At 69.1% G+C, this 22,080-nt stretch carries 19 protein-coding genes; 3 read left to right on the forward strand and 16 right to left on the reverse strand.

All coding sequences use genetic code 11. From position 1 onward, the window contains the following. Window positions 1-15: 15 nt before the first annotated feature. The 16 genes from ACYVN4_RS37375 to ACYVN4_RS37450 form a co-directional block, all read right to left on the reverse strand. Window positions 16-789, reverse strand: coding sequence for a YggS family pyridoxal phosphate-dependent enzyme (locus ACYVN4_RS37375; protein WP_460727604.1), 774 nt, complete (start codon window positions 787-789; stop codon window positions 16-18). Then, window positions 786-1,526 carry a peptidoglycan editing factor PgeF gene (gene pgeF, locus ACYVN4_RS37380; protein WP_460727606.1) on the reverse strand — a complete coding sequence of 247 codons (741 nt, stop codon included), beginning with the start codon at window positions 1,524-1,526 and terminating at the stop codon, window positions 786-788. Before pgeF ends, ACYVN4_RS37375 begins: the two co-directional genes overlap by 4 nt. Window positions 1,527-1,648: 122 nt before the next feature. Then, window positions 1,649-2,914 carry a cell division protein FtsZ gene (gene ftsZ / locus ACYVN4_RS37385; protein WP_460727608.1) on the reverse strand — a complete coding sequence of 422 codons (1,266 nt, stop codon included), beginning with the start codon at window positions 2,912-2,914 and terminating at the stop codon, window positions 1,649-1,651. Between the two features lie 320 nt (window positions 2,915-3,234). Then, window positions 3,235-4,077 carry a cell division protein FtsQ/DivIB gene (locus tag ACYVN4_RS37390; protein WP_460727610.1) on the reverse strand — a complete coding sequence of 281 codons (843 nt, stop codon included), beginning with the start codon at window positions 4,075-4,077 and terminating at the stop codon, window positions 3,235-3,237. 6 nt (window positions 4,078-4,083) lie between these two features. Beyond that, window positions 4,084-5,529, reverse strand: coding sequence for a UDP-N-acetylmuramate--L-alanine ligase (gene murC / locus ACYVN4_RS37395; protein ID WP_460727937.1), 1,446 nt, complete (start codon window positions 5,527-5,529; stop codon window positions 4,084-4,086). 92 nt (window positions 5,530-5,621) lie between these two features. Then, window positions 5,622-7,109: a putative lipid II flippase FtsW gene (gene ftsW / locus ACYVN4_RS37400; RefSeq protein WP_460727612.1), complete on the reverse strand. Its 1,488-nt coding sequence runs from the start codon at window positions 7,107-7,109 to the stop codon at window positions 5,622-5,624. Further along, window positions 7,106-8,548 carry a UDP-N-acetylmuramoyl-L-alanine--D-glutamate ligase gene (gene murD, locus ACYVN4_RS37405; RefSeq protein ID WP_460727614.1) on the reverse strand — a complete coding sequence of 481 codons (1,443 nt, stop codon included), beginning with the start codon at window positions 8,546-8,548 and terminating at the stop codon, window positions 7,106-7,108. The genes ftsW and murD overlap by 4 nt, the downstream gene beginning before the upstream one ends. Before the next feature lie 49 nt (window positions 8,549-8,597). Next, window positions 8,598-9,674 (reverse strand): phospho-N-acetylmuramoyl-pentapeptide-transferase, encoded by a 1,077-nt coding sequence (gene mraY, locus ACYVN4_RS37410; RefSeq protein ID WP_379364260.1) that lies wholly within the window; start codon window positions 9,672-9,674, stop codon window positions 8,598-8,600. Continuing rightward, window positions 9,671-11,155, reverse strand: coding sequence for a UDP-N-acetylmuramoyl-tripeptide--D-alanyl-D-alanine ligase (locus tag ACYVN4_RS37415; RefSeq protein WP_460727616.1), 1,485 nt, complete (start codon window positions 11,153-11,155; stop codon window positions 9,671-9,673). The genes mraY and ACYVN4_RS37415 overlap by 4 nt, the downstream gene beginning before the upstream one ends. After that, entirely contained in the window at window positions 11,152-12,780 is a 1,629-nt protein-coding gene (locus ACYVN4_RS37420) for a UDP-N-acetylmuramoyl-L-alanyl-D-glutamate--2,6-diaminopimelate ligase (RefSeq protein WP_460727618.1), read from the reverse strand. Before ACYVN4_RS37420 ends, ACYVN4_RS37415 begins: the two co-directional genes overlap by 4 nt. 168 nt (window positions 12,781-12,948) lie before the next feature. Next, window positions 12,949-14,886 (reverse strand): peptidoglycan D,D-transpeptidase FtsI family protein, encoded by a 1,938-nt coding sequence (locus ACYVN4_RS37425; RefSeq protein ID WP_460727621.1) that lies wholly within the window; start codon window positions 14,884-14,886, stop codon window positions 12,949-12,951. 16 nt (window positions 14,887-14,902) lie between these two features. Next, window positions 14,903-15,583, reverse strand: coding sequence for a hypothetical protein (locus tag ACYVN4_RS37430; RefSeq protein ID WP_460727623.1), 681 nt, complete (start codon window positions 15,581-15,583; stop codon window positions 14,903-14,905). Between the two features lie 73 nt (window positions 15,584-15,656). After that, entirely contained in the window at window positions 15,657-16,670 is a 1,014-nt protein-coding gene (rsmH, locus tag ACYVN4_RS37435; protein WP_460727625.1) for a 16S rRNA (cytosine(1402)-N(4))-methyltransferase RsmH, read from the reverse strand. Between the two features lie 165 nt (window positions 16,671-16,835). Beyond that, entirely contained in the window at window positions 16,836-17,267 is a 432-nt protein-coding gene (mraZ, locus tag ACYVN4_RS37440) for a division/cell wall cluster transcriptional repressor MraZ (RefSeq protein WP_379364248.1), read from the reverse strand. A 444-nt stretch (window positions 17,268-17,711) separates the two neighbouring features. Continuing rightward, window positions 17,712-18,137 (reverse strand): DUF3040 domain-containing protein, encoded by a 426-nt coding sequence (locus tag ACYVN4_RS37445; RefSeq protein ID WP_460727627.1) that lies wholly within the window; start codon window positions 18,135-18,137, stop codon window positions 17,712-17,714. A 125-nt stretch (window positions 18,138-18,262) separates the two neighbouring features. Continuing rightward, window positions 18,263-18,703 carry an SAV_6107 family HEPN domain-containing protein gene (locus tag ACYVN4_RS37450; RefSeq protein WP_460727629.1) on the reverse strand — a complete coding sequence of 147 codons (441 nt, stop codon included), beginning with the start codon at window positions 18,701-18,703 and terminating at the stop codon, window positions 18,263-18,265. Window positions 18,704-18,913: 210 nt separating this feature from the next. Between ACYVN4_RS37450 and ACYVN4_RS37455 the strand changes: the two genes are divergently transcribed. From ACYVN4_RS37455 to ACYVN4_RS37465, 3 genes are all read left to right on the forward strand, one after another. Continuing rightward, entirely contained in the window at window positions 18,914-19,525 is a 612-nt protein-coding gene (locus tag ACYVN4_RS37455) for a GNAT family N-acetyltransferase (protein ID WP_460727631.1), read from the forward strand. Further along, window positions 19,522-21,138, forward strand: a complete 1,617-nt coding sequence (locus ACYVN4_RS37460; protein WP_460727633.1) for a phytoene desaturase family protein — start codon at window positions 19,522-19,524, stop codon at window positions 21,136-21,138. The genes ACYVN4_RS37455 and ACYVN4_RS37460 overlap by 4 nt, the downstream gene beginning before the upstream one ends. Window positions 21,139-21,259: 121 nt before the next feature. Further along, window positions 21,260-22,078: a carotenoid biosynthesis protein gene (locus tag ACYVN4_RS37465; RefSeq protein WP_460727635.1), complete on the forward strand. Its 819-nt coding sequence runs from the start codon at window positions 21,260-21,262 to the stop codon at window positions 22,076-22,078. The last annotated feature ends 2 nt before the right edge of the window (window positions 22,079-22,080 follow it).

Here is a 22,080-nt window from a genome sequence, read left to right on the forward strand (position 1 = left end):
GGTGAGGTTTCTTTGCTACGCCGAGGTTATCGGTCGCGCGCCCATCAGGGCAGTACCGACACGCACGCACGTGCTGCCGTGGCGGACCGCCGACTCCAAGTCGCCGGACATGCCCGCCGACAGTTCGATCGCGCCGGGGTGGTCGGTCGTTAATGCGGCGTGGATGCGGGCAAGTTGCTCGAATGCGACATCGGGCTCGACATCCAACGGCGGGATCGCCATCAGGCCCGCGAGCTGCAGTGATTCCGAGGCGGCGACCTGATCGGCGAGCGCGTGCAGCGCGGCGTCGCGGACACCGCCGCGGGCCGGATCGGCGTCGAGAGACACCTGCAGCAGGACGCGCAAGGGGGTGGTGCGGACCCCGTCGTCCAGGGCCGATTTCGTGCCCGTCTCGAGGGCGCTCGCGAGCCGGTCACTGTCCACCGAGTAGACGGTATCGGCCCAGCGTGCAACGGATTTCGCCTTGTTCCGCTGCAGCCGCCCGATGAATTCCCAGCGTATCTGGGACAGGTGTCCCAGCTGCGCCACCTTGTCCGCGGCCTCCTGCTCGCGGGACTCACCGAATTCGCGGCGGCCCAGGTGATAGAGGATCTCGATATCCGAGGCGGGGAAGAACTTGGTGACCGGGAGCAGCCGGACCTCGCCCGGATCGCGGCCCGCGGCCCGGCACGCTGCGGCGATTCGCTCGATGAGCGCTGCGAGCGAGCTTTCCAGCTCCGCGGCGCGCCCGGCGCCGGACGTGACCGGGGTCGCATCGGATCCCGGTGCGGCGGTAAAACTTTCGGTCATTCTGAAACTCCCTCGGATGACATCCAAATCACACCGGCGAGTCGCCCCGTCGGCGCGCCGCGCCGGTGCGAGAACAGGGTCTTGTCCTCGATGGTGCATCGGGGATCCACGGCCACGCCGCTGACACCGGCCGCCTCCAACTGTCGCCGGATGCCCGCGCGCAGATCCAGACCGGGCGTGCCCTTGACGGTCGTGGTCGCGCTGCCGGGTAGATGCGCCTCGACATCGGCGCGCATGGCGGCGGGCACCTCGTACTGGCGACCGCTGGCCGCCGGTCCGAGGAACGCGCCGATGCGCTCGGGCTTGGCGCCCACCGACACCATGGCCTCCAGCACGCGCGGCACGATCCCGATCCGCGCCCCGATCCGGCCCGCGTGCACGGCGGCGATCACGCCCGCCTCGTCATCGGACAACAGGATCGGCACGCAGTCGGCGCTGAGCACGACCAGCGCCAGATCCCGCTGCGTGGTCACCAGCGCATCCGTGGCAGGCACCGGCTCGGCACGCGGGCCATCCACGATCTCCACGTTGCGTCCGTGGATCTGTTCCATCCACACCAGGTGATCCGGTGCGAGCCCGAGACTCTCCGCCAGCCGAACCCGATTGCGCCGCACCGCCTCCGGATCATCCCCGACGTGATCGCCCAGATTGAACGAGTCGTAGGGAGCCTGGGAGAACCCGCCCGTGCGCGTGGTGGTCACTCGCCGGGTTCGAAAGACCGGTGCGGCAGAAGTCATGACATCGAGGGTAGTAGCCATCGACGGGCTACCCGAAACTCACCACCGCCGGAATGCCACCGCGCCCGCTCCATGATCGGAGCGGGCGCGGTGTGAGATGAATCCCTTACGGGCGCTTGGACTTATCGCCGCATGAAGGACGGGACGTCGACATCGTCGTCATCGGCGTCCGGGGGCTGGATGTGGTTGCGGGCGTTGCTGCCGATGGTCGGGTCCACCGTGGTGGGGCGCGGCGGGCTGTAGGACGGCGCGGGGCCGCGCTCGGCCACGGGCGGGGCCTGGGTGACCGGGGCCGGAGCGGGCTCGGCGGGGCGGGCGGGCTCGGCGGCGCGCGTCGAGCTGTATTCGCCGGTGCGGCTTACCGATCCGGCCGAGGCCGAGGCGGTGCCGGAGGTACCACTACCGAACCGGCTGACCGCGGGTTCGATGCGCCGGGCCGGGCCGCTGCCGTCGAAACCGGCGGCGATCACCGTGACGCGGACCTCGTCGCCGAGGGAATCGTCGATGACCGTACCGAAGATGATGTTGGCCTCGATGTGCGCGGCCTCCTGCACCAGCGAGGCGGCCTCGTTGATCTCGAACAGGCCGAGGTCGGAACCACCGGCGATCGAGAGCAGCACGCCGTGCGCGCCGTCCATGGAGGCTTCCAGCAGCGGCGAATTGATCGCCGACTCGGCGGCCTTCACCGACCGGCCCTCGCCGCGGGCGGAACCGATGCCCATGAGTGCGCTGCCCGCGCCGGACATGACCGACTTGACGTCCGCGAAGTCGACATTGATCAGACCCGGGGTGGTGATCAGGTCCGTAATGCCCTGAACACCGTTGAGCAGCACCTCATCCGCGGAGCGGAAGGCGTCCATCAGGCTGACGGCGGCATCGCCCAGCTGCAGCAGGCGGTCGTTGGGGATGACGATGAGGGTGTCGCAGGACTCGCGCAGGGCCTGGATGCCCGCCTCGGCCTGGTTGCTGCGGCGCTTGCCCTCGAACGAGAACGGCCGCGTCACAACGCCGATGGTGAGTGCGCCGAGTTTGCGGGCGATGCCCGCCACGACGGGCGCGCCACCGGTGCCGGTGCCGCCGCCTTCACCGGCGGTCACGAAGACCATGTCGGCGCCCTTGAGCACTTCCTCGATCTCGTCCTTGTGGTCCTCGGCGGCCTTGCGGCCGACTTCGGGGTCCGCACCGGCACCGAGGCCGCGGGTCAATTCGCGGCCGACATCGAGCTTGACGTCGGCATCGGACATCAACAACGCCTGCGCGTCGGTGTTGACGGCGATGAACTCGACTCCCTTGAGTCCCTGTTCGATCATCCGGTTGACGGCATTCACGCCGCCGCCGCCGATACCGACGACCTTGATCACAGCAAGGTAGTTGTGCGGGGGCGTCATGGGCTCTCGCCTTCCTTCGATCTGAAACAGCTTGTCGTCTTCGGTTACTCGCCGTATGCCGGCGCAATGGTCTCGGTCCGATAAACCCTCAACCATAGCTTCAGCGTTATGTCAAGTATCCGACTGGTGCCGAACGGTATTCGCAGCCACCGAGTTACTTGCGCAGGCGCGCCGAAACGAGTGTCAGAATCTTGTGTGATTCGCCTCGTCCGACCCACCCGAGCATCGTATCGTGGACGGTTGCCCTCCGGTCCTGGATCGGAACCGATGGTGCCCTTCCGGCAAACCGCCGAAAATTTCGGCGGCCCAATGGGTATCGCTCACTTTACCGTGACGAGATTCGGACTCGAAACATCGAATACCTTGCCCGGCTGGGAAAGCAGGGGTCCGACCACCGCCGCCTTGCGCGCCGAGTCCACGGTTCCTCCCCAAAGCACAGTACGCCCATCACGCAACTCCAGGGCAATATCCGAAACCGAGCGGGCCACAACCGCTCCCACGCCGACCTGATCGCGCAGCGAGACGGGCATGACGGACATCACCGCGACCGCGGCCCTGGTCACCGGATCCGAACCGCCCGGATGGTCGGTAATGAGTTTGGGCACTCCGGGTCCCGGCGGCTCGATGGCGAATTCCACGCTGTCGCAATCGAGCAGGTGCGTCCCGTCCGGGCTGTCGAAGTACAGCACCGGGGTGCGCTCGACCACGGTCACCTGGACGGTGGACGGGAATTCGCGCTGCACGCGCGCCGAACGGACCTTGGGTAGTCGCGACACCCGCTCGGCCAGGGCATCGGTGTCCAGCCGCAGCATCGAACGGCCCTCGGGCATCTGCAGCGCGTCCTGAACCTGTTGTTCCGGAATGGCGGTCAGGCCCTCGATGCGGACCGTGCGCACGGCCAGCAACGGGGTGAACCAGGCGACCAGTCCCAGAGCGATCAGCGCGATCACACCGGCGGGCACCCCGAGACGGACGCCCCGCGACCGCCACGCATTCCGCAACCGCGATTCGCGCGGCGCGCGGCCGCGTCGCAGCCGGGCACGCCGGGCCGCGGAGGTCTCGACGATCTCCTCGGGCTCAGCCGATGCGGCCGGATCCTCGTCGTCCCAGTCGTCTTCGGGCTCCGGCGTCGCCGGCCCGTCCACTCCCCCACCCGAGCTCATGCGTGCTCACCGCCCGTGACTGGGTCGGGCGCGCAGGCCGTCGAGGATCTGGCTGCCCAGCATGGTCACATCGCCCGCGCCCATGGTGATCACCACGTCGCCGGGCCGCGCCAGTGCACCCACCTGCTTGCCGACCCGCGACATATCCGGTTGGTAGTGCACGGGTTTGGTGACCGCACCGGCCACCAACGCGCCGTTCACACCGGGCAGCGGCTCTTCGCGCGCACCGTACACATCGAGCACGACCACTTCGTCGGCCAGCGACAGCGCGGCCCCGAACTCGGTCGCGAAAGTGGCAGTGCGGCTGTACAAGTGGGGCTGGAAGACCACGATCACCCGGCCCGGCCGCGAGCGCGCGCCATCGCGGGCCTCCTGGGCGACCAGTTCGGCGGCAGCCGACAACACAGCGCGCACCTCGGTCGGATGGTGGGCGTAATCGTCGAAGACGCGCACGCCGTTCTCGCGCCCGGTGAGCTGGAAGCGACGGTGCACGCCGCCGAAACCCTCCAGGCCCTGGATGATCTCGCCCATATCGGCCCCCGTCGCGCGGGCGGCCAGCAGCGCGCCGAGCGCGTTGAGGGCCATGTGACGGCCGGGCACCGACAGCCGCAGCGTGCGCGGGGCCGGTTCGTCGGACAGCTGGAAGACCGCGACACCACCGACATCACGGGGTTCGAACGACAGCAACTGCGCACCGACCGGCACCCCGAACTCGGCGAAATCGCCGGAGCCGTAACCGATCACCTGAATGCCGCGCGGATCGTCCGCCAGCTTCTCGACCGACCGCCGCGCCAGGCCCAGCGAACCCGGGTCGTCGAGGCAGACGACCAGACGCCCGCCCGGTTCGAGCCGGTCCACGAAGTCGTCGAACACCTGGACGTACGCCTCGTCGGTGCCGAAGTAGTCCAGGTGGTCGGATTCGATATTGGTGACCACCGCGACATCCGGCGCGTACTGCAGCAGCGACCCGTCGCTCTCGTCGGCCTCGGCCACGAAGATGCCACCGGTGCCGTGATGCGCGTTGGTGCCCGCCTCGTTGAGCTCGCCGCCGACCGCGAAGGACGGGTCGAATCCGCAGTGCTGCAACGCCACCACCAGCATGGAGGTGGTCGAGGTCTTGCCGTGCGTGCCCGAGACCAGCAGCGTCTTGTGGCCCGCCATGAGCGAGGCCAGCACGGCCGGGCGCAGCAGCACCGGCACCCCGCGCCGATGCGCCTCCACCAGTTCGGGATTGGTCTTCGGGATGGCGGCGTAGGTGGTGACCACGGCGGTCGGCCCGCCGGGCAGCAGATCCAGGGCACCGGCGTCGTGGCCGATGCGCACCTGGGCGCCGCGCGCCCGCAGCGCCAGCACGCCCCGGCTCTCCTTGGCGTCGGAGCCCGACACCATGCCGCCGCGCGACAGCAGAATCCGGGCGATACCCGACATACCGGCGCCGCCGATGCCGATCATGTGCACGCGCCGCAGGTGTTCGGGTAAATCGGTGTGCGCTGCTGCGATCGGCTCGGTCGCGGTAGCCGCATCGCTGTCCGGCCGCTCCACTGTCACCTCGAATTACCCCGTTCCCTGGCGTGATTGGTCGGATAGTTGGGTTCCCAGGCCCGGGTGCCGCGCCACGCCTGGGTGGAACGACTGCTGCGCCGGGCCGACGCCGAATCTATCGAGCGCCGCGACGACTGGTCCGAGCCACCCCGGTCCCGGCCCGATGGTAGCGCGCGCCGCGGCGGACTCGGCTTGACCTTGGCCTTCGCCTTGGTGCGGGCGCGCGCCGCCTTGGCCCGTGCGGGCGAATACATTTCGGGTGTGGGCAGCCGCAGCAATCGGCTCACCCGCCCGTCCTGCCCGGCGTGCAGCGCCGCCACCGCCTCGGGCTCGTGGCGGGCGGCATTGGCGATGATGCCGAACATGAGCAGGGTGATGGCCAGCGACGAGCCGCCCGCCGACACCAGCGGCAGCTGCAGACCGGTCACCGGCAGCAAACCCACGACATAGCCGACATTGATCAGCGCCTGCCCGGTGATCCAGGTGGTGGCCGAGGCGGTCAGCAGCCGGATGAACGGATCCACCGACCGGGTGGCGATGCGCAGCCCGGTGTAGACGAACAGCGCGAACAGACCGAGCACCAGTGCGCAGCCGAGGAAGCCGAGCTCCTCGCCGATGATGGCGAAGATGAAGTCGTTGTGCGCGTTGGGCAGATAGCTCCACTTGGCCCGCGACTGTCCCAGCCCGCGACCCCAGATCCCGCCGTCGGCAAGGGAATACATGGCCTGCCGGGCCTGATAGCCGATGCCCTGCGGGTCCGAGCCGGGGCTGAAGAACGCGCGCATGCGGTCGGAGCGATACCCGGCCGAGAGCGCGAGGATGCTCGCCGCCACGCCGCCCGACACCGCGATGGTCACGAACATGCGCAGCGGCAGCCCGCCGAACCACAGCAGCGAGGTGAGCACGATGCCCAGCGCGATGGTGGTGGAGAGGTTGGGTTCCAGCACGACCAGGAAGCACGCCAGCAGGCCCGCGGGCACCAGCGGCATGAGAATGTCCTTGTACCCGGCCTTTTCGGTCTGCCGGGAGGCCAGCAGGTGCGAACCCCACACCACCAGTGTGATTTTCACGATCTCCGAGGGCTGCACCGAGACGACCCCGAGGTCGAACCAGCGCCGTGAGCCCTGCACCTCGGTGCCGACGCCGGGGATCAGCACCAGCACCAGCAGCACCACCGAGAGCGCGAAGACCGGGAACGACAGCCGCCGCATCACCCGCATGGGGATGCGCAGCGCGATATAGAACAGCACCGCGCCCAGACCGGCGAACATGGTCTGCTGAATGAACAGCGAATACGCCGATTTGCCATCGGCATAGGACTCCACGCTGGAGGCCGAGAGCACCATGACCAGGCCGAGCACGGTCAGCAGCACCGCGATGGCGACGACGAGATGGAACGACGCCAGCGGGCGGGCCAGCCAAGCTCCGAACCATCCGGTTCGCATGCGCTGGGCGGCAGTCCCGGCCCGCCGAGGCGCCGTCGTCGTCATTCGGTTCTCCCGATGTCCTTCTCGTCCAGGGCCTGCACGGCGGCCGCGAAACTCCGTCCGCGGTGCGTGTAGTCGGCGAACATGTCCAGGGACGCCGCGGCCGGGGCCAGCAGGACGGTGTCGCCGCGATGGGCGAAACCGGCCGCCACGCGCACCGCGCGCGCCATCACCGCGTCGGGCTCGATCTCGGTGAAGGGGTCACCCATCCGAGCATCGTCCCCCGAATTCAGCTCCACCACCGGGACATCCGGGGCGTGTCGCGCGAGTGCGGCCGCGATCACCGCCGCGTCCTGCCCGAACAGCACGGCCGCGACCAGATGTTCGCGGCACTCCTCGATGAGGTCCTCGACGCCCGCGCCCTTGAGCTGACCGCCGGCCACCCAGATCACGCTGGGGTGAGCCAGGATCGAGGAACGCGCGGCATGCGGGTTGGTGGCCTTGGAGTCGTCGACGAACTCGACGCCCGACAGCTCCCGCACGTGGGCCGCCCGGTGCGGGCCGACCTTGTGCTCCTGCAGGCCCTCCTTCACGAACTGCGGTGCCACATCGATGGATCGGGTGAGCGCGGCCGCGGCGAGCGCGTCGGCCACCCCGGCCGGGCCCTGCGGGCTGATGTCGCCGACCTCGGCCAGGATGGCGGCCTTGGTGAAGGCGCGATCGAGCAGCTTGCCGTCCACCACACCGAGTTCACCGTCGGCGGGGACGCCGATGCGGAAGCCGACGGTGCGGCGCGCCTTGGACTTTCGCGCCAGCGACGCCGCGACCGCGTCGTCCAGGCCGACCACGCCGACCCGTCCGGTCAGCGCGCGCGCCTTGGCGGCGGCATAGGCGTCCAGCCCGCCGTGCCAATCCAGGTGATCCTCGGCCACATTCAGCACCACGCCCGCCTCCGGGCGCACCGACGGGGCCCAGTGCAGCTGGAACGAGGACAGTTCCACCGCCAGGATCTGCGGGCCCGGGCTGCGGCGCAGCGCGTCCAGGATGGGCAGGCCGATATTGCCGCAGGCCACCGAGGCGATCCCGGCCGCACGCAGAATCGAGTGCGTCATCTGGGTGGTGGTGGTCTTGCCGTTGGTGCCGGTGATCACCAGCCACTTGCGGACCGGTCCGTAGATGCGGGCTTGATCCACCCACCAGGCGAATTCGACATCGCCCCACACCGGGATGCCCTCGGTGACGGCGGACACCAGTACCGGCGAGTCCGGCCGCCAGCCCGGGCTGGTGATCACCAGCGCGAAGCGTTGCATCGCATCGGGTTGCAGTAGGTCCTCGGCGGTGGCGGTGCCCAGGCCGAGTTCAGCGGCCTCCGCCAGGGCCTTCTCGCCGCCGTCGGTGACGACGGGACGCGCGCCGATGTCCTGCAGGGGCTCGATCAGCGAGCGCCCGGAGACGCCCCAACCGGCCACCAGCACGTCACGACCGCGCAGGAATTCCAACATGGGCCCCGGTGAACGCAGGACCCTCGGAGAATGTTCGGACATTGCTCACTCACCCTGCCGCAGAGAGGTATTCGCTGTAGAACAGGCCCAGTCCGATCGCCGAGGCCATACCGGCCAGCAACCAGAACCGGATGATCACCGAGGTTTCGGCCCACCCGCTCAGCTCGAAGTGGTGATGGAACGGAGCCATCTTGAACAGTCGATTGCGCGTGGTGCGGAACACCGCCACCTGCAACACCACCGACGCGGTCTCGGCCACGAACAGCGCACCGATCACGACCATGAGCAGCTCGGTGCGGGTGGTGATGGACAGGCCTGCGAGCAGACCGCCCAGCATCAGCGAACCGGTGTCGCCCATGAAGATCTTGGCGGGCGCGGCATTCCACCACAGGAAGCCGATGCAGGCCGCGCCGCCCGCGGCGCACACCAGGGCCAGATCCAGCGGATCCCGGACCTGGTAGCAGCCCGCGACCGCATGCGCGGAGCAGGAGTTACGCCACTGCCAGAAGGTGATGATCATGTACGCGCCCAGCACCAGACTCATGGAGCCCGCGGCCAGACCGTCCAGGCCGTCGGTCAGGTTCACCGCATTGGACCAGGCCACCACGATCAGGCAGACGAACGCCAGGAAGAACGGCAGCCACAGCGTCACCGTATTGATGTCGCGGGTGTAGGACAGATGCTTGTCGCCGGGCGTGAGGCCGTGGTTGTTGCGGAATTGCAGTGCCAGCACGCCGAACACGACCGCCGAGGTGAGCTGACCGATGTACTTACCGGCCGCCGTGAGACCCAGATTGCGCTGCTTGCGCAGCTTGATCAGGTCGTCGAGGAAGCCGACGAAGCCCAGCGCGGTGGCCAGACCCATGACCAGCAGACCCGAGGCCGACGGCCCCGGCTCCCCGTAGGTCATCGAGATCAGGTGCGAGCCCAGGTAACCGGCCCACATGCCGATGATGATGGCGACGCCGCCCATGGTGGGGGTGCCGCGCTTGGCCTTGTGGCTCTCCGGGCCGTCGACCCGGATCTCCTGGCCGAAGCCCTGTTTGGCGAAATAGCGGATCACCACGGGGGTCAGCAGGATGGAGACGGTCAGCGCGATGGCCGCCGACAACAGAATCTGGGTCATCGCGCGGCCTCCTCGCCCGCACCGAGCAGATGATCGGCAACGGTCCACAGGCCCGCGGAGTTCGAGCCCTTCACCAAAATCACCGCACCCGGCTCCAATTCCTCGTCGAGCAGGGCGATGGCCGTCGCGGTGTCGGGCACGTGGATGGCCTCGTCACCCCAGGAGCCCTCCTGCACCGCGCCCTGGAACAGGGCGCGCACGGGACGGCCCTGGCCGACGACGACCAGGCGATCCACATCCAGGCGCACCACCAGGCGGCCGATCTTGTCGTGTTCGAGGACGGATTCCTCGCCCAGTTCCGCCATTTCGCCGAGCACCGCCCAGCTGGCGCGGGGTTCGGTACCGGCCTTGGACATGGTGACCAGCGCCTTGAGCGCGGCCCGCACCGAATCCGGGTTGGCGTTGTAGGAGTCGTTGACGACGGTGACGCCGTCGGCGCGGGTGCGCACGTCCATGCGGCGACCCGAGACCACGGTCGCGCCGGAGAGCGCCTGCGCGACGGTGGCCAGATCCGCGCCCTGATCGAGGGCGACAGCGGCTGCGGATAGCGCGTTGCCGACCTGGTGCTCACCGTGCACCGCGAGCTGGACATCGATGGATTCGCCCTTGGCGTGCAAGGTGAATCGGGCCCGGGCGCGGTCGTCGAGGACGACGTCGGTGGCGTGGATATCGGCATTGGCGGACTGCCCGACGGTGACCACACGGGCGGAAGTCCGCCCGGCCATCGCGGCGACCAGGTGATCATCGGCGTTCAGTACGGCGAGACCGGAGGCCGGAAGTGCCTCGACGAGTTCACCTTTGGCCTGTGCGATGACCTCGCGGCTGCCGAACTCACCCAGGTGGGCGGTGCCGACATTGAGCACGACGCCGATGCCGGGCGGGGCGATCTCGGTGAGCGCCTTGATATGTCCCGGTCCCCGAGCCGACAGCTCCAGCACCAGGAAGCGGGTGTCCGCGTCGGCACGCAGCGCCGTCCACGGATGGCCGAGCTCGTTGTTGAACGAACCGGGCGGGGCCACAACGGATCCCAGCGGCGCGAGCACGGCGGCGATCAGATCCTTGGTGGAGGTCTTGCCGGAAGAACCGGTCACGCCGACGACGGTCAGGGTGCCCGCGGCCACCAACCGATCGACGCTCACGCGAGCCAGCTTGGCCAGCGCCGCCAGGACGGCCGCACCCGATCCGTCGGCGTCGTGCGCGAGCGCCAGGGCGTGGGTGTCACCGGGGCGGGGCGCCACCACGATGGCGGGCACTCCGACCGGCCGGGCGGCCAGCACCGCGACCGCGCCCGCCGCGACGGCGCGCGCCGCGAAGTCGTGGCCGTCGGCGTGCTCACCCGGTAATGCCAGGAACAGATCACCGGAACCGATTCGGCGCGAATCGAACTCGGCCGAGCCGGTGACCCTGGCGTCGGGGTCCGGGGCGTCGTGCAGCGTGCCGCCGACGACCTCCGCGATCTCCCGCAAAGTCATCTCGATCATGAATGCGTCAGGTCCCTCGTCTTTTCCGACAGGGCGGCCGCGAGTACCTCGCGGTCGTCGAACGGATGCTTCACTCCTGAAATCTCCTGCCCTGTCTCATGTCCCTTGCCCGCGATCAGCACCACGTCGCCGGGCTGCGCCCAAGCGACGACGGCGGCGATCGCGTCCGCCCGGTCCCCCACCTCCCGGACCTCACCGCGTTCCGCGTCAGGCACCTGCTCGGCACCGGCGAGCACCGCGGCGCGAATCGCCGCCGGGTCCTCGCTGCGCGGATTGTCGTCGGTAATGATGGCCAGGTCGCTGCCGCGCGCCGCCGCCGCACCCATCAAGGGCCGCTTGCCGGCATCGCGATCACCGCCCGCGCCCACCACTATCGCCAGACGTCCCGTCCCCTGCTCGGCCAACCACGTGCGCAAGGTCGCCACGACCGATTCGATCGCGGCGGGCTTGTGCGCGTAATCCACCACGGCCAGAAACTCCTGACCCCTATCCACCCGCTGCATGCGGCCCGGCACATCGACCGCACCGAGCGCCGCAGCGGCAGTCTCCGCCTCGACCCCGGCCGCCGCGCACACCGCGACCGCCAGCAGTCCATTGGCGATGTTGTACGCACCCGGAAGCCGCAGGCGCACATCCACATTGACATGCGGCCCCGACGCGGTGAACTCCTGGGTGCCGCCCGCGCCCGCCGTCGCGGCACCGGCCGTCCAGTCCGCGGCCACACCGGCGCGGGTCGCCACGGTCATCAGACGACGATCCGAATCGGTGAGATCGTCACCGATCTCGGCCGCAAGGCGCTGCCCCCACTCGTCGTCGACGCAGATCACCGAGACCGCGGCGGCCACCGATGGCCGCGGCGAGGCGGCGGAGTCCGGGCCGTCCGGAATGAACAGGCGGCGCTTGGCGGCGAAGTAGTCCTCGAAATCGGCGTGGAAGTCGAGGTGGTCCTGGGAAAGATTGGTGAACGCGCCGACCGCGAAGCTCACCCCATCCACCCGGCCCAGCGCCAGCGCGTGACTCGAGACTTCCATGACGACCGCGTCCACGCCCTGCTCGACCATGAGCGCGAACATGGCGTGCAGCTGCGGGGCCTCGGGAGTGGTCAGTGCCGAGGGCACCCGGACGCCGCCGATGCGGGTCTCGATGGTGCCGATGAGCGCGGTGCGCAGCCCGGCCGCGGCGAGCCCGGCCTCCACCAGGTACGAGGTGGTGGTCTTGCCGGAGGTGCCGGTGATGCCGACGATGCGGAGTTTGCGCGAGGGGTGGCCGTAAAGGGCCGAGGACAACTCGCCGAGCACGGCCCGCGGCGCGTCGTGGACCAGCACGGGAACGGCGATCTCGCCGATCAGCTCCGCGCCCGCCGCATCGGTGAGGATGGCGACCGCGCCCCGCTCCACCGCATCGGCGGCGAAACGAGCGCCGTGCGCGTGCCCTCCGGCGAGACCGGCGAACAGGTCACCCGCGCGAACCGCGTTGGAGCGCTGCTCGATACCGGTGACCTGGATATTCGCCAGACCCTCCGGTGCCGCGGCGCTGCTCGCGCCCGTGAGCTCCACCACCGTGCGCAGGCTGGTCGCTGCCGGGGCAGCGGGCCGAAGTACCTGCGGGCTGGACTGCGCGGGCACGAAGCTCCTCTCCGATGGCGGTCTATCAAGGCGGTCATACAAGAAGAACGGTCCGGCGGACCGGATCGACGTGTCAGGTTACCTGTGTTCGATCGCCGGGCGATCGGCACGGCGGCGTTCGGTCACCCGGCGCTCTACGGTGCGGTCATCGAGGCTTCGATCCCTGCTCTAACTCGCCTGCAGAACCAGCTGTTTGGCGGGCGGCGACGGCGGAATCCGATCCCGCTGCAGCAGCCACGAGGCGATGCTGTGGAACAGCGGCGCGGCCGAACCGCCGCCGCTGCCGTCGGAACTGCGCACCGGCGCGTCCAGCATCATGCCGATCACGTAGCGCGGATTGTCGGCGGGCGCCATGCCCGCGAAGGTGATCCAGTAGCGGTCGGCCGAATAGCAGTGGCACTTCGGGTCGACCTGCTGGGCGGTGCCGGTCTTGCCCGCCACCTGATAGCCCTCGATGGCGGCCTGGGTGCCGGTGCCGGTCTGGTTGCCGCCGTTGGGATCCTTCTGCACCACCGACTCGAACATCTGCCGCAGCGTGCGCGCCGTCTGCGGGCTCACCACCTTGACGCTGTCGGGCGGCTCCTCCTCGGTGCGGGTGCCGTCCGGGGCGATGCGGGCCTTCACGATGCGCGGCGGAATCCGCACGCCGTCATTGGCGATGGCCTGGTACATGGCGGTCATCTGCAGGGTCGTCATCGAAAGCCCCTGTCCGATGGGCAGGTTGGCGAAGGTGGAGCCCGACCACTGATCCCGCGAGGGCAGCACGCCGGCGCTCTCGCCGGGCAGGCCGACACCGGTGCGCTGGCCGATGCCGAAGCGCTTCACCATGTCGTACCAGCGGTCCTCGCCGACCCGCTGGGCCAGCATGAGCGTGCCCACATTCGACGACTTACCGAAGACGCCGGTGGTCGTATAGGGCGCGTTGCCGTGCACCCAGGCGTCGTGCACGGTGACGCCGCCCATGTTGATGGCGCCCGGAACATCCAGCACCTCATCGGGATTGGTGACGCCGTACTCGATGGCCGCGGCCGCCGTGACGATCTTGTTCACCGAACCCGGCTCGAACACCTCCTGCACCGACGGGTTGCCCAGATCGGTGGTGGCCCAGGTGGCCGGGTCCAGGGAGGGGTTGAAGGTGTTGTCGTTGGCCATGGCCAGCACCTGGCCGGTGTGCACATCCAGCACCACCGCCGACGCCGCACCCGCGCCGGAGAGATCCTTGGCCTGCTGCACCTGCTGCTGCACGTAGTACTGCAGATCCGAGTCCAGGGTCAGCTCCAGACCGGAACCGTTGACCGCGGGGTGACGGTCGCGCCACGAGCCCGGGATCACCGCGCCGTCGGAGCCGCGGTCGTAGGTGAGCGAGCCGTCGGTGCCCGCCAGCTGCGCGTCCATCGAGGATTCCAGGCCGATCTGACCGTGGCCGTCCCAGCCGGTCGCGCCGATCACATTGGCGGCCAACGATCCCCCGGGATACTGGCGCATGTCCTGGCGGTCCTGGCCGATCTCGGGAAACTTCAGGGTGATGTCGGCGGCGATCCGCGGATCCACATTGCGCACCAGGTAGACGAACGGCTCGTCACTCTTCAACTGCGCCAGGATGTCCTTCTCCACCGCCGCGTTGCCGAGCTTCTCGTGCATGTACTTGGCGATGGCCGCCAGCCGATCGTCCGGATTCGGCGCGGTCTGCGGATTCTTCTCGTAGGCGTCCGCGAGATCCTTGCGCACCACCAGCGGACGAAAGCTCAGTTGCTTGGCCGCGATCGTGAAGGCCAGCGACTTGCCGTACCGGTCCGTGATCGCACCGCGGGTGGCCGGATCCGGCACCGTCGTCGACCGCTGACTCGCCGCCTCCGCCGACAGCTTCGGCGCGGAAACACTCTGCACCCACAACAATTGGATGGCCGCCACGGCCAGCGCCACCAGCATGACCAACCGGCCCACCCCGAACCGGAATCGCGTACTCGAGTCCAGCCCCGGAGCGGGCCGCGGTCTGGACTGCCGCCCCGGCCCCGAACTGGCCCGGCCCGCGCCGGTCCGGCTGCGCGTGGTGGTACTGCGTCCCCGGTTCGAATCGCGCCCGCGCCCCGCGCGGGTAGGACTCATCGATCAACCCCGTTCGTCATCGCGGCGCTCCGTTCGCCTGGACCTGCGGGTTCTGCGGCGTCGGGAGCGGGGCCGCCGGAACGGGAGTGGCGGCGGGGGTGGTCGGTGCGGCGGGCGCGGCCGGGGTGGTGGTCACCGGGACCACGCGATCGGCTTGCGGCTGGCCGGGTTTGGGCGGCTGGGTCGCGGCGGGCGGCGTGGTGTTGAGCGGCGGCACCGGATTGCCCTGCGCGGGCTGCGGATTGCCGACCACGATGACCTGGCCGTCCGGGGCGATCACCAGGCGAGCGGGATCCTTGGCCGGGATCATGCCCAGTTCCGCGGCGCGCTGGGCCAATTCGGGAGCCGAATCGGCAGCGGCGACCTCGCGTTGCAGGGCATCACGTTCGTCCGAAAGTTTCTGATTGGCGCGACGCTGATCACCGAGCTGATAGCTGTCCTCGGTGGCGCGGGTGGTCAGCAGCAGGGTCAGCGCCAAACCGCAGCCCAGCAGGGCGATGATGGTGGCCACGAAGGACATCCGCCCGCGCGGCATCGCATCGCTGCGCCGCCCCCGGCGCATGCCCGGGACCTCGGTCCCGCCGCCCTCGCGATTGCGGCGGCGCGCGTAGGCCCGTTGTGCCGCACCCTTTTTCACGCCGTCGGCGGCCTGCGCGCGACGCGCCCCCCGGCCCGTCGCCTGCTTCTGGATCGTCATAGGGCGACTCCGATCCAGCGGGTGCGTGACCGCCATCGCTCGCCGTACGCCAACCTCGGCTCTCCCCGAAATCTCACGACCGGTCCTCCCCTGCGATCCGTTCCGCCGCCCGCATGCGCACCGGAGCGGCCCGCGGGTTCTCGTCGATCTCCTGCTGGGTCGCCTTCTCCGCGCCCCGGGTCAGGATCTTGAATTCCGGTCCCATGCCGGGCAATTCGACCGGCAGGTCCAGCGGGGTGCGCGAGGCCGACCGCTTGGCCAACTCCACCTTCACCACCCGGTCCTCGAGGGACTGATAGCTCATCACCACGATCCGTCCGCCCGGGGCCAGCGCGTCCAGCGCGGCGGGCAGGGCGGCCTCCAGGGATTCCAGCTCTCTGTTCACCTCCACCCGCAGCGCCTGGAAGGTGCGCTTGGCCGGATGCCCGCCGGTGCGCCGGGCCGCGGCGGGAATGGAGTCGTAGAGCACTTCCACCAGTTGCGCGCTGGTGGTGAACGGGGTGCGCTGGCGACGGCGCACGATCTCGGAGGCGATCTTGCCCGCGAATCGTTCCTCGCCATAGGTTTTCAGCACCCGGGCCAGGTCGCCGTGGCTGTAGGTATTGAGCACGTCGGCGGCGGTGGGGCCGGTGCTGGAGTCCATCCGCATGTCCAGGGGCGCGTCGATGGAGTAGGCGAAGCCGCGATCGGCCTCGTCCAGCTGCATGGAGGACACACCCAGGTCCATCAGGATCGCGTGCACCGAACCGGTTTCGGCCAGCCCGGCCTGCTCGAGCGCGTCGGGGATCCCGTCATACCTGGTGTGTACCAGGGTGATCCGATCCTGGAACGGCGATAGTCGCTCCCCCGCCAGCTTCAGCGCGGTGGTGTCGCGGTCCAGGCCGACCAGGCGGATGTTCGGGTAGGTCTGCAGGAAGTGCTCGGCATGACCACCGAGCCCCAGCGTGCAGTCCAGATAGACCGCGCCATCGGAATGCAGTGCGGGACCGAGTATTTCATCGGCGCGGTGCAGGAGAACCGGAACATGGCGGGGACCGTCACTGCCTCGGTGCACCTGGACCTCCCGGAATTCCTGCCTCACGTTCATTTCGCACGGCTACATGGGTCGCGAGCGACCGTCGCCTTCAAGAACGACCTTCGAAAATTAAGCGAATGCCCCGTGGTCTCTGACCGAAGCACCGCACCTGGCGTTGGGGAAGTACGTCAGGGTCGGTGTCGGGCAGAGGCCGCAGGGCACTCGCCTCGCCGCCGGCTAGAAGATCCCGCCCAGCGACTCGTCTCTGGCCTGCGAGTAATCCTCCTCGTGCTCGGCGAGGTAGGAATCCCAGGCCGTCTTATCCCATATCTCGAGGAAATCGACCGAGCCGATCACCACGCAATCCTTGGAGAGATTGGCGTAGCGGCGGTGTTCGGCCGACAGCACGATCCGGCCCTGTGCGTCCGGACGTTGCTCATCACTGGAAGCCGCCAAGGCCCGGACGAATGCTCGGGCCTGCGGGTTCGATCGGGATGCCGCCGCGGCTCTCCGCGCTAACGCGGTGAACTCGTCCTTCGGATACACGGCAAGGCTGTGGTCTTGTCCCTTCGTGACCATCAACCCTCCCGCCAGCTCGTCCCGGAACTTCGCAGGCAACGTCAGTCGCCCTTTGTCGTCCAACCGAGGGGTATAGGTACCGAGAAACAAGCCTCGCCACCTCCTACCGGATCACCCTCTCGACTGTTCGGCCTCCTGTAGTGCGGGCTCCACATTACCCCACTTTCCCCCACTTTCAATCGAAAGCGTCGGTGATCTCGGTCCCCGCTTGGCGAACTTCGCAGGTCACACCAGCTATCACCGAGGTGGGGGAGATTTCGTGCAGTTCCCCCGACACGCGCGACGCGCGTCGGCAGGCACGCGACAACCGCCAGCAAACCCGCAGATAGCGGGCATTCCAGGCGCGAGTGGGGCCCGGTGGGGCACCCCCGTGGGGCGGTGTGGGGAATCGTGGATCAGTCCGACACGCCGGTGGCGCACCTACACGAAACGCCGTGGCGCCACACCCGAAATCGGTGTGGCGCCACGGCGTGTCGTGAGCTTCAGTTATCGGCCGATCGGACCGGACAGGTCAACCGTCCGGACCGGGACAGGTCAACTGTCCTGTTCGAACCTCTTACGGAAACGGTCCTCCATCCGAGCGGAGAAACCGCCCGGCTTCCGCTGCTTTGCACGTGGGGCACCGGGGGTGCCGCCCGCACTGGGATGAGCGTCACTGCTGCGACTCGCCGACCCACCGAGACGGGGGCCACCGACCAGCAACAGCACGCCGGCCGCGAACATGACGATGAACCCGATCAGACTGATGATCGGGAACCCGCCGGGCTTGATCGGCGCGGCGATACCCGCCACCAATAGAAACAGACCGAGGACGAACAGGGCGGCCGCCTGAAGTCTGCGTCGACCAGTGGCTGAACGTAACCGTCCACCCCGAACAGTCGAGGCGAACTTCGGATCCTCAGCATAGAGCGCGCTCTCGATCTGTTCGAGCATGCGCTGCTCGTGCTCGGAGAGTGGCACGGTACCTCCCCCGGCACTAGGTGGTGGCTGTCGTCTCCGGGTAGACGACGGATAGCCGACCTTGGCGGCTGTCTGCCACCAATAATACGAGTTCGATCAGACCGCGACCACCTACTCGCCGATACTCACGCCAGCATTCCCGTTACCCAGCCCGAACCGGGGTGCGATCGGGCCGCCGCGGCCAGCAGATCGGCCACGTCATGCAGGAATGCGCCTACCCGCGAAGCAAACTCGTCGGCCCGGCGATCATCGACCGGCCTCGGCAACCCCGCTTCGAGGGCGGCGCGGGTCTCGGACTGCCCGGTGAAGTAGTCCGCCCACATCACGAATTCCGGTGCCGCGCGCTGCATCAGGACCCAGGCGTTGCGAGAACGCGCGCGGGGCGCGCGGTCTGCGCCGGTGAGGGCCAGCACCGCCCCTGCCCCGCGCAAGGCCGCGAGGTAGGCGATGCGGAAACGCTCCGCCGGATCCGGCTCCCCCTGTGCCTCGGCCAGCAGCCCATAGGCCTTGCGCAGCAGATCGCCGGCGCGGCCGGGCTGGCCCGGTCGTTCAGTTTTCCCGGTCATGTCGGGTACCTCCCCGCTCGCCCACCCGATTCGTATCTATAAGGACAGCGGTCCCGCATCAGGCATTTCGCCCGACAGAAAGATCGAACAGGTATTCGAAGGTTGCTCTTGGGTTTGAATATAGAGAGACCCACCGACAAGTTGAGGCGCCCGCCGTGGCGCTACTGTCGAAACCATCTGTCCGCGCCAACGGGGAGTTGCGTCCAGCCGATGACCGCAGTCACACCCAAACCGACACCCGCACCCGTGGTGGTCGATATGTCGGCCGCGACCCTGCGGCACCGGCTGCACGATGCCCTCGCGGTCTACGTCGCGGCCATGGACTACCCGCGCGGGACCGAACACCAGCGCGCACCCATGTGGACCGAGCACACCACCCGGCCCGGCTGGCAGGCCGTGGCCGCAGTACTGCCCGACGACGACGGACGGCTGGACCTGCGGACCGCGCCCATCGTGGCCATCGCCTACGGGTATCACGGCGCGCCGCATCAGTGGTGGCACCAGCAGGTCTACAGCGGCATGCGGCGTACCGGCTGGCCCGAACACGCGGCGCGGGAACTGCTTTCGGACTACTTCGAGCTGACCGAACTGCACGTGCATCCGGCGGCGCAGGGGCGCGGGCTCGGTGAGATCCTGCTCACCCGGCTACTGCAGAACCGGCCCGAGCGCACCGTGCTGTTGTCCACGCCCGAGGTGGACCGGGAGGAGAACCGGGCCTGGCGGCTGTATCGGCGGCAGGGGTTCGGGGATGTGGTGCGGCACTTCATCTTCTCCGGGGATACTCGCCGCTTCGCGGTGCTCGGGCGGCGGCTGCCCCTGTGAGCAAGGGCGAGAACGGCTCCCGGAGCATCGCTGTCGTCGGCTCCGGGCACAATGCGCTGGTCGCGGCCTGTTATCTGGCGCGGGGCGGGCATCGGGTCGAGGTGCTCGAGCGGGATACCGTGTTGGGCGGGGCGGTTTCGACTGTCGAACGGTTCCCCGGCCACCAGGTCGATCGCGGATCCTCGGCGCACATCATGATCCGGCACACGGGGATCATCGAAGAGTTGGAGCTCGAGCGGTTCGGGCTGCGCTACATCGATTGCGATCCTTGGGCTTTCGCGCCCGCGCCGCCTGGCAGTGACCTGGCCCCGATCGTGTTCCATCGCGATCTGGAGCGGACCTGCGTGTCCATCGCGGCGGCCTGTGGGGAGCGGGATGCCGAGGCGTATCGGCGATTCGCGACCGTATGGGGGCCGCGCAGTGTGCGGGTGATGCGGGCGTTCTCCGGGACGCCGACGGGCGGGCATCTGCTGAAGTCGTTCTGGGGCATGGATCCCCGTGAGGCCGCCGGGGCGACGGGGCGGGCCAGCGGGGGCGCGCTGTCGCGGGAAATGATGCAGAGCGGGGACGCGCTGCTGGACAGCCTGTTCGACAGTGAACGACTCAAGGCGGCGCTGGCATGGTTCGGTGCGCAGTCCGGGCCGCCGATGTCGGAGCCCGGGTCCGCGCCCATGGTCGGGTTCGCGGCGCTCATGCACATCCTGCCGCCCGGTCGCGCGGTCGGCGGCAGCGGATCGTTGAGCAAAGCCCTGGTCGCGCGGCTGGAATCCGACGGCGGCGTGGTGAGCGCCGAGGACGCCGTGGTTTCCGTCGCGCGCAGCGGCGAACGCTGGCAGGTGCGCACCGAGAGCGGGCGGAACATCGTCGCGGACACCGTGATCGCGGGCTGCCACATTCTCACCACCCTGAACCTGTTGGAGCAGGGCGGATTCGACGCCGCCGTGCTCGCCGATTGGCGGCGGCGCATCCGGGTGGGCCCGGGCATCGGCATGGTGGTGCGCGCCGCCACCAGCGCACTCCCCCACTATCCGGGTGCCGAAGCGGCCGAATCCGCCCACGGCCTGCAGCTTCTCGTGACCGACCGCCGGGAACTACGCCGCGCGCACGGGGCCGCCCTGGCCGGTGACCTGCCGCCGCGACCCGTGGTGCTGGCCATGAGCTTCAGCGCCCTGGACCCGAGCCTCGCCCCGGCGGGCGAACACCAGCTCACGCTGTGGTCGCAATGGCACCCCTACGACCTGGCCGACGGCACGAAGTGGTCCGACCACGCCGACCGCGAGGCCGACCGCATCATCGCCGAACTCGACGCCCACGCACCGGGATTCGCCGCTTCGGTCACCCAGCGCCACGTCCAGACCCCCGCCGACCTCGAACGCGAGATGGGCCTGCTCGGCGGCAACGTCATGCACGTCGAAATGTCCATCGACCAGATGTTCATGTGGCGCCCCCTCCCCGAACTCGCCAACCAGCGAGTCCCCGGCGCCCCCGGCCTCTACCTCACCGGCGCCTCCACCCACCCCGGCGGCGGCGTGTCGGGAGCGAGCGGCCGCAGCGCCGCCCGGCTGGTGGAACACGACTTGCGGCCGCGCCACCTGCTCCCGTGGCGCCGATGACGACACCCGGTCATCCCGGCGTGTTCTTGGCCGGGATCCACACGGGCGGCGTGGATTCCGGCCAAAGGCATGCCGGAATGACGGAGTCGGCCGCCGCGACAGGGCCGGGCCGGTTCAGATGATGCCGGCAAGACGCGCCCTGACGATCTCGGCGGTGCCCGCGATTCTGCTGGTGCTGGTGCAGATCACGTATCCGCTGGCGCACGGGGTGGGGCGGGATCGGGTGACGGTGGTGGTTGTGTTGCTTTCGGCGGGGACGGCTTTGGTGCATGCCGGGGTGACGCGCGGGGTGCGGTGGGCGGTCGGGTTGTTGGTGATCCTGTCGGGGGTTGGGCTCGCCGCCGAGGCGCTGGGGACTGCGACGGGGTTTCCGTTCGGTTGCTATGCGTATGCGAGTGGGCGGTTGGGGCCGGATGTGTTCGGGGTGCCGGTGGTGGTGCCGCTGGCCTGGACCGGTGGGTTGTATCCGGTGTGGATCGTCGCGGGGATGGTGAGTCGTGAGGTGGCGGGGCGGGTTTCGCCGAACACCGCACGCATCGTGCTGACGGCGATCGGTGCGGTCGGGTGGGATTTGTTTCTGGATCCGCAGATGGTGGCGGATGGGCAGTGGGAGTGGCGCTCGGGTGTTGCGGGGTTGCCGGGGTTGGGGCAGATTCCGGTTACCAACTATGTGGGGTGGTTTGTGGTGGCGTTGGTGATGGCGGGGTTGCTGGGGTGGTGGGATCGGACGGCTCCGGATAGCGGTGCGGCGCGGGTTGTTCCGGTGGGGGTGTTTTTGTGGACCTGGTTGGGGTCGGCGTTGGCGCATGCGGTGTTTCTCGGGTTGCCGGTGTCGGCGCTGTACGGGTTCGCGGGGCTCGGGGTGCTGGGGTTTCCGCTGGTTCGGGAGCTGGGTGCCCGTCGAATCACCCTGCGGGCCGGGGCGCATGGCACGATGTGAGC

Source organism: Nocardia heshunensis (assembly GCF_054782115.1).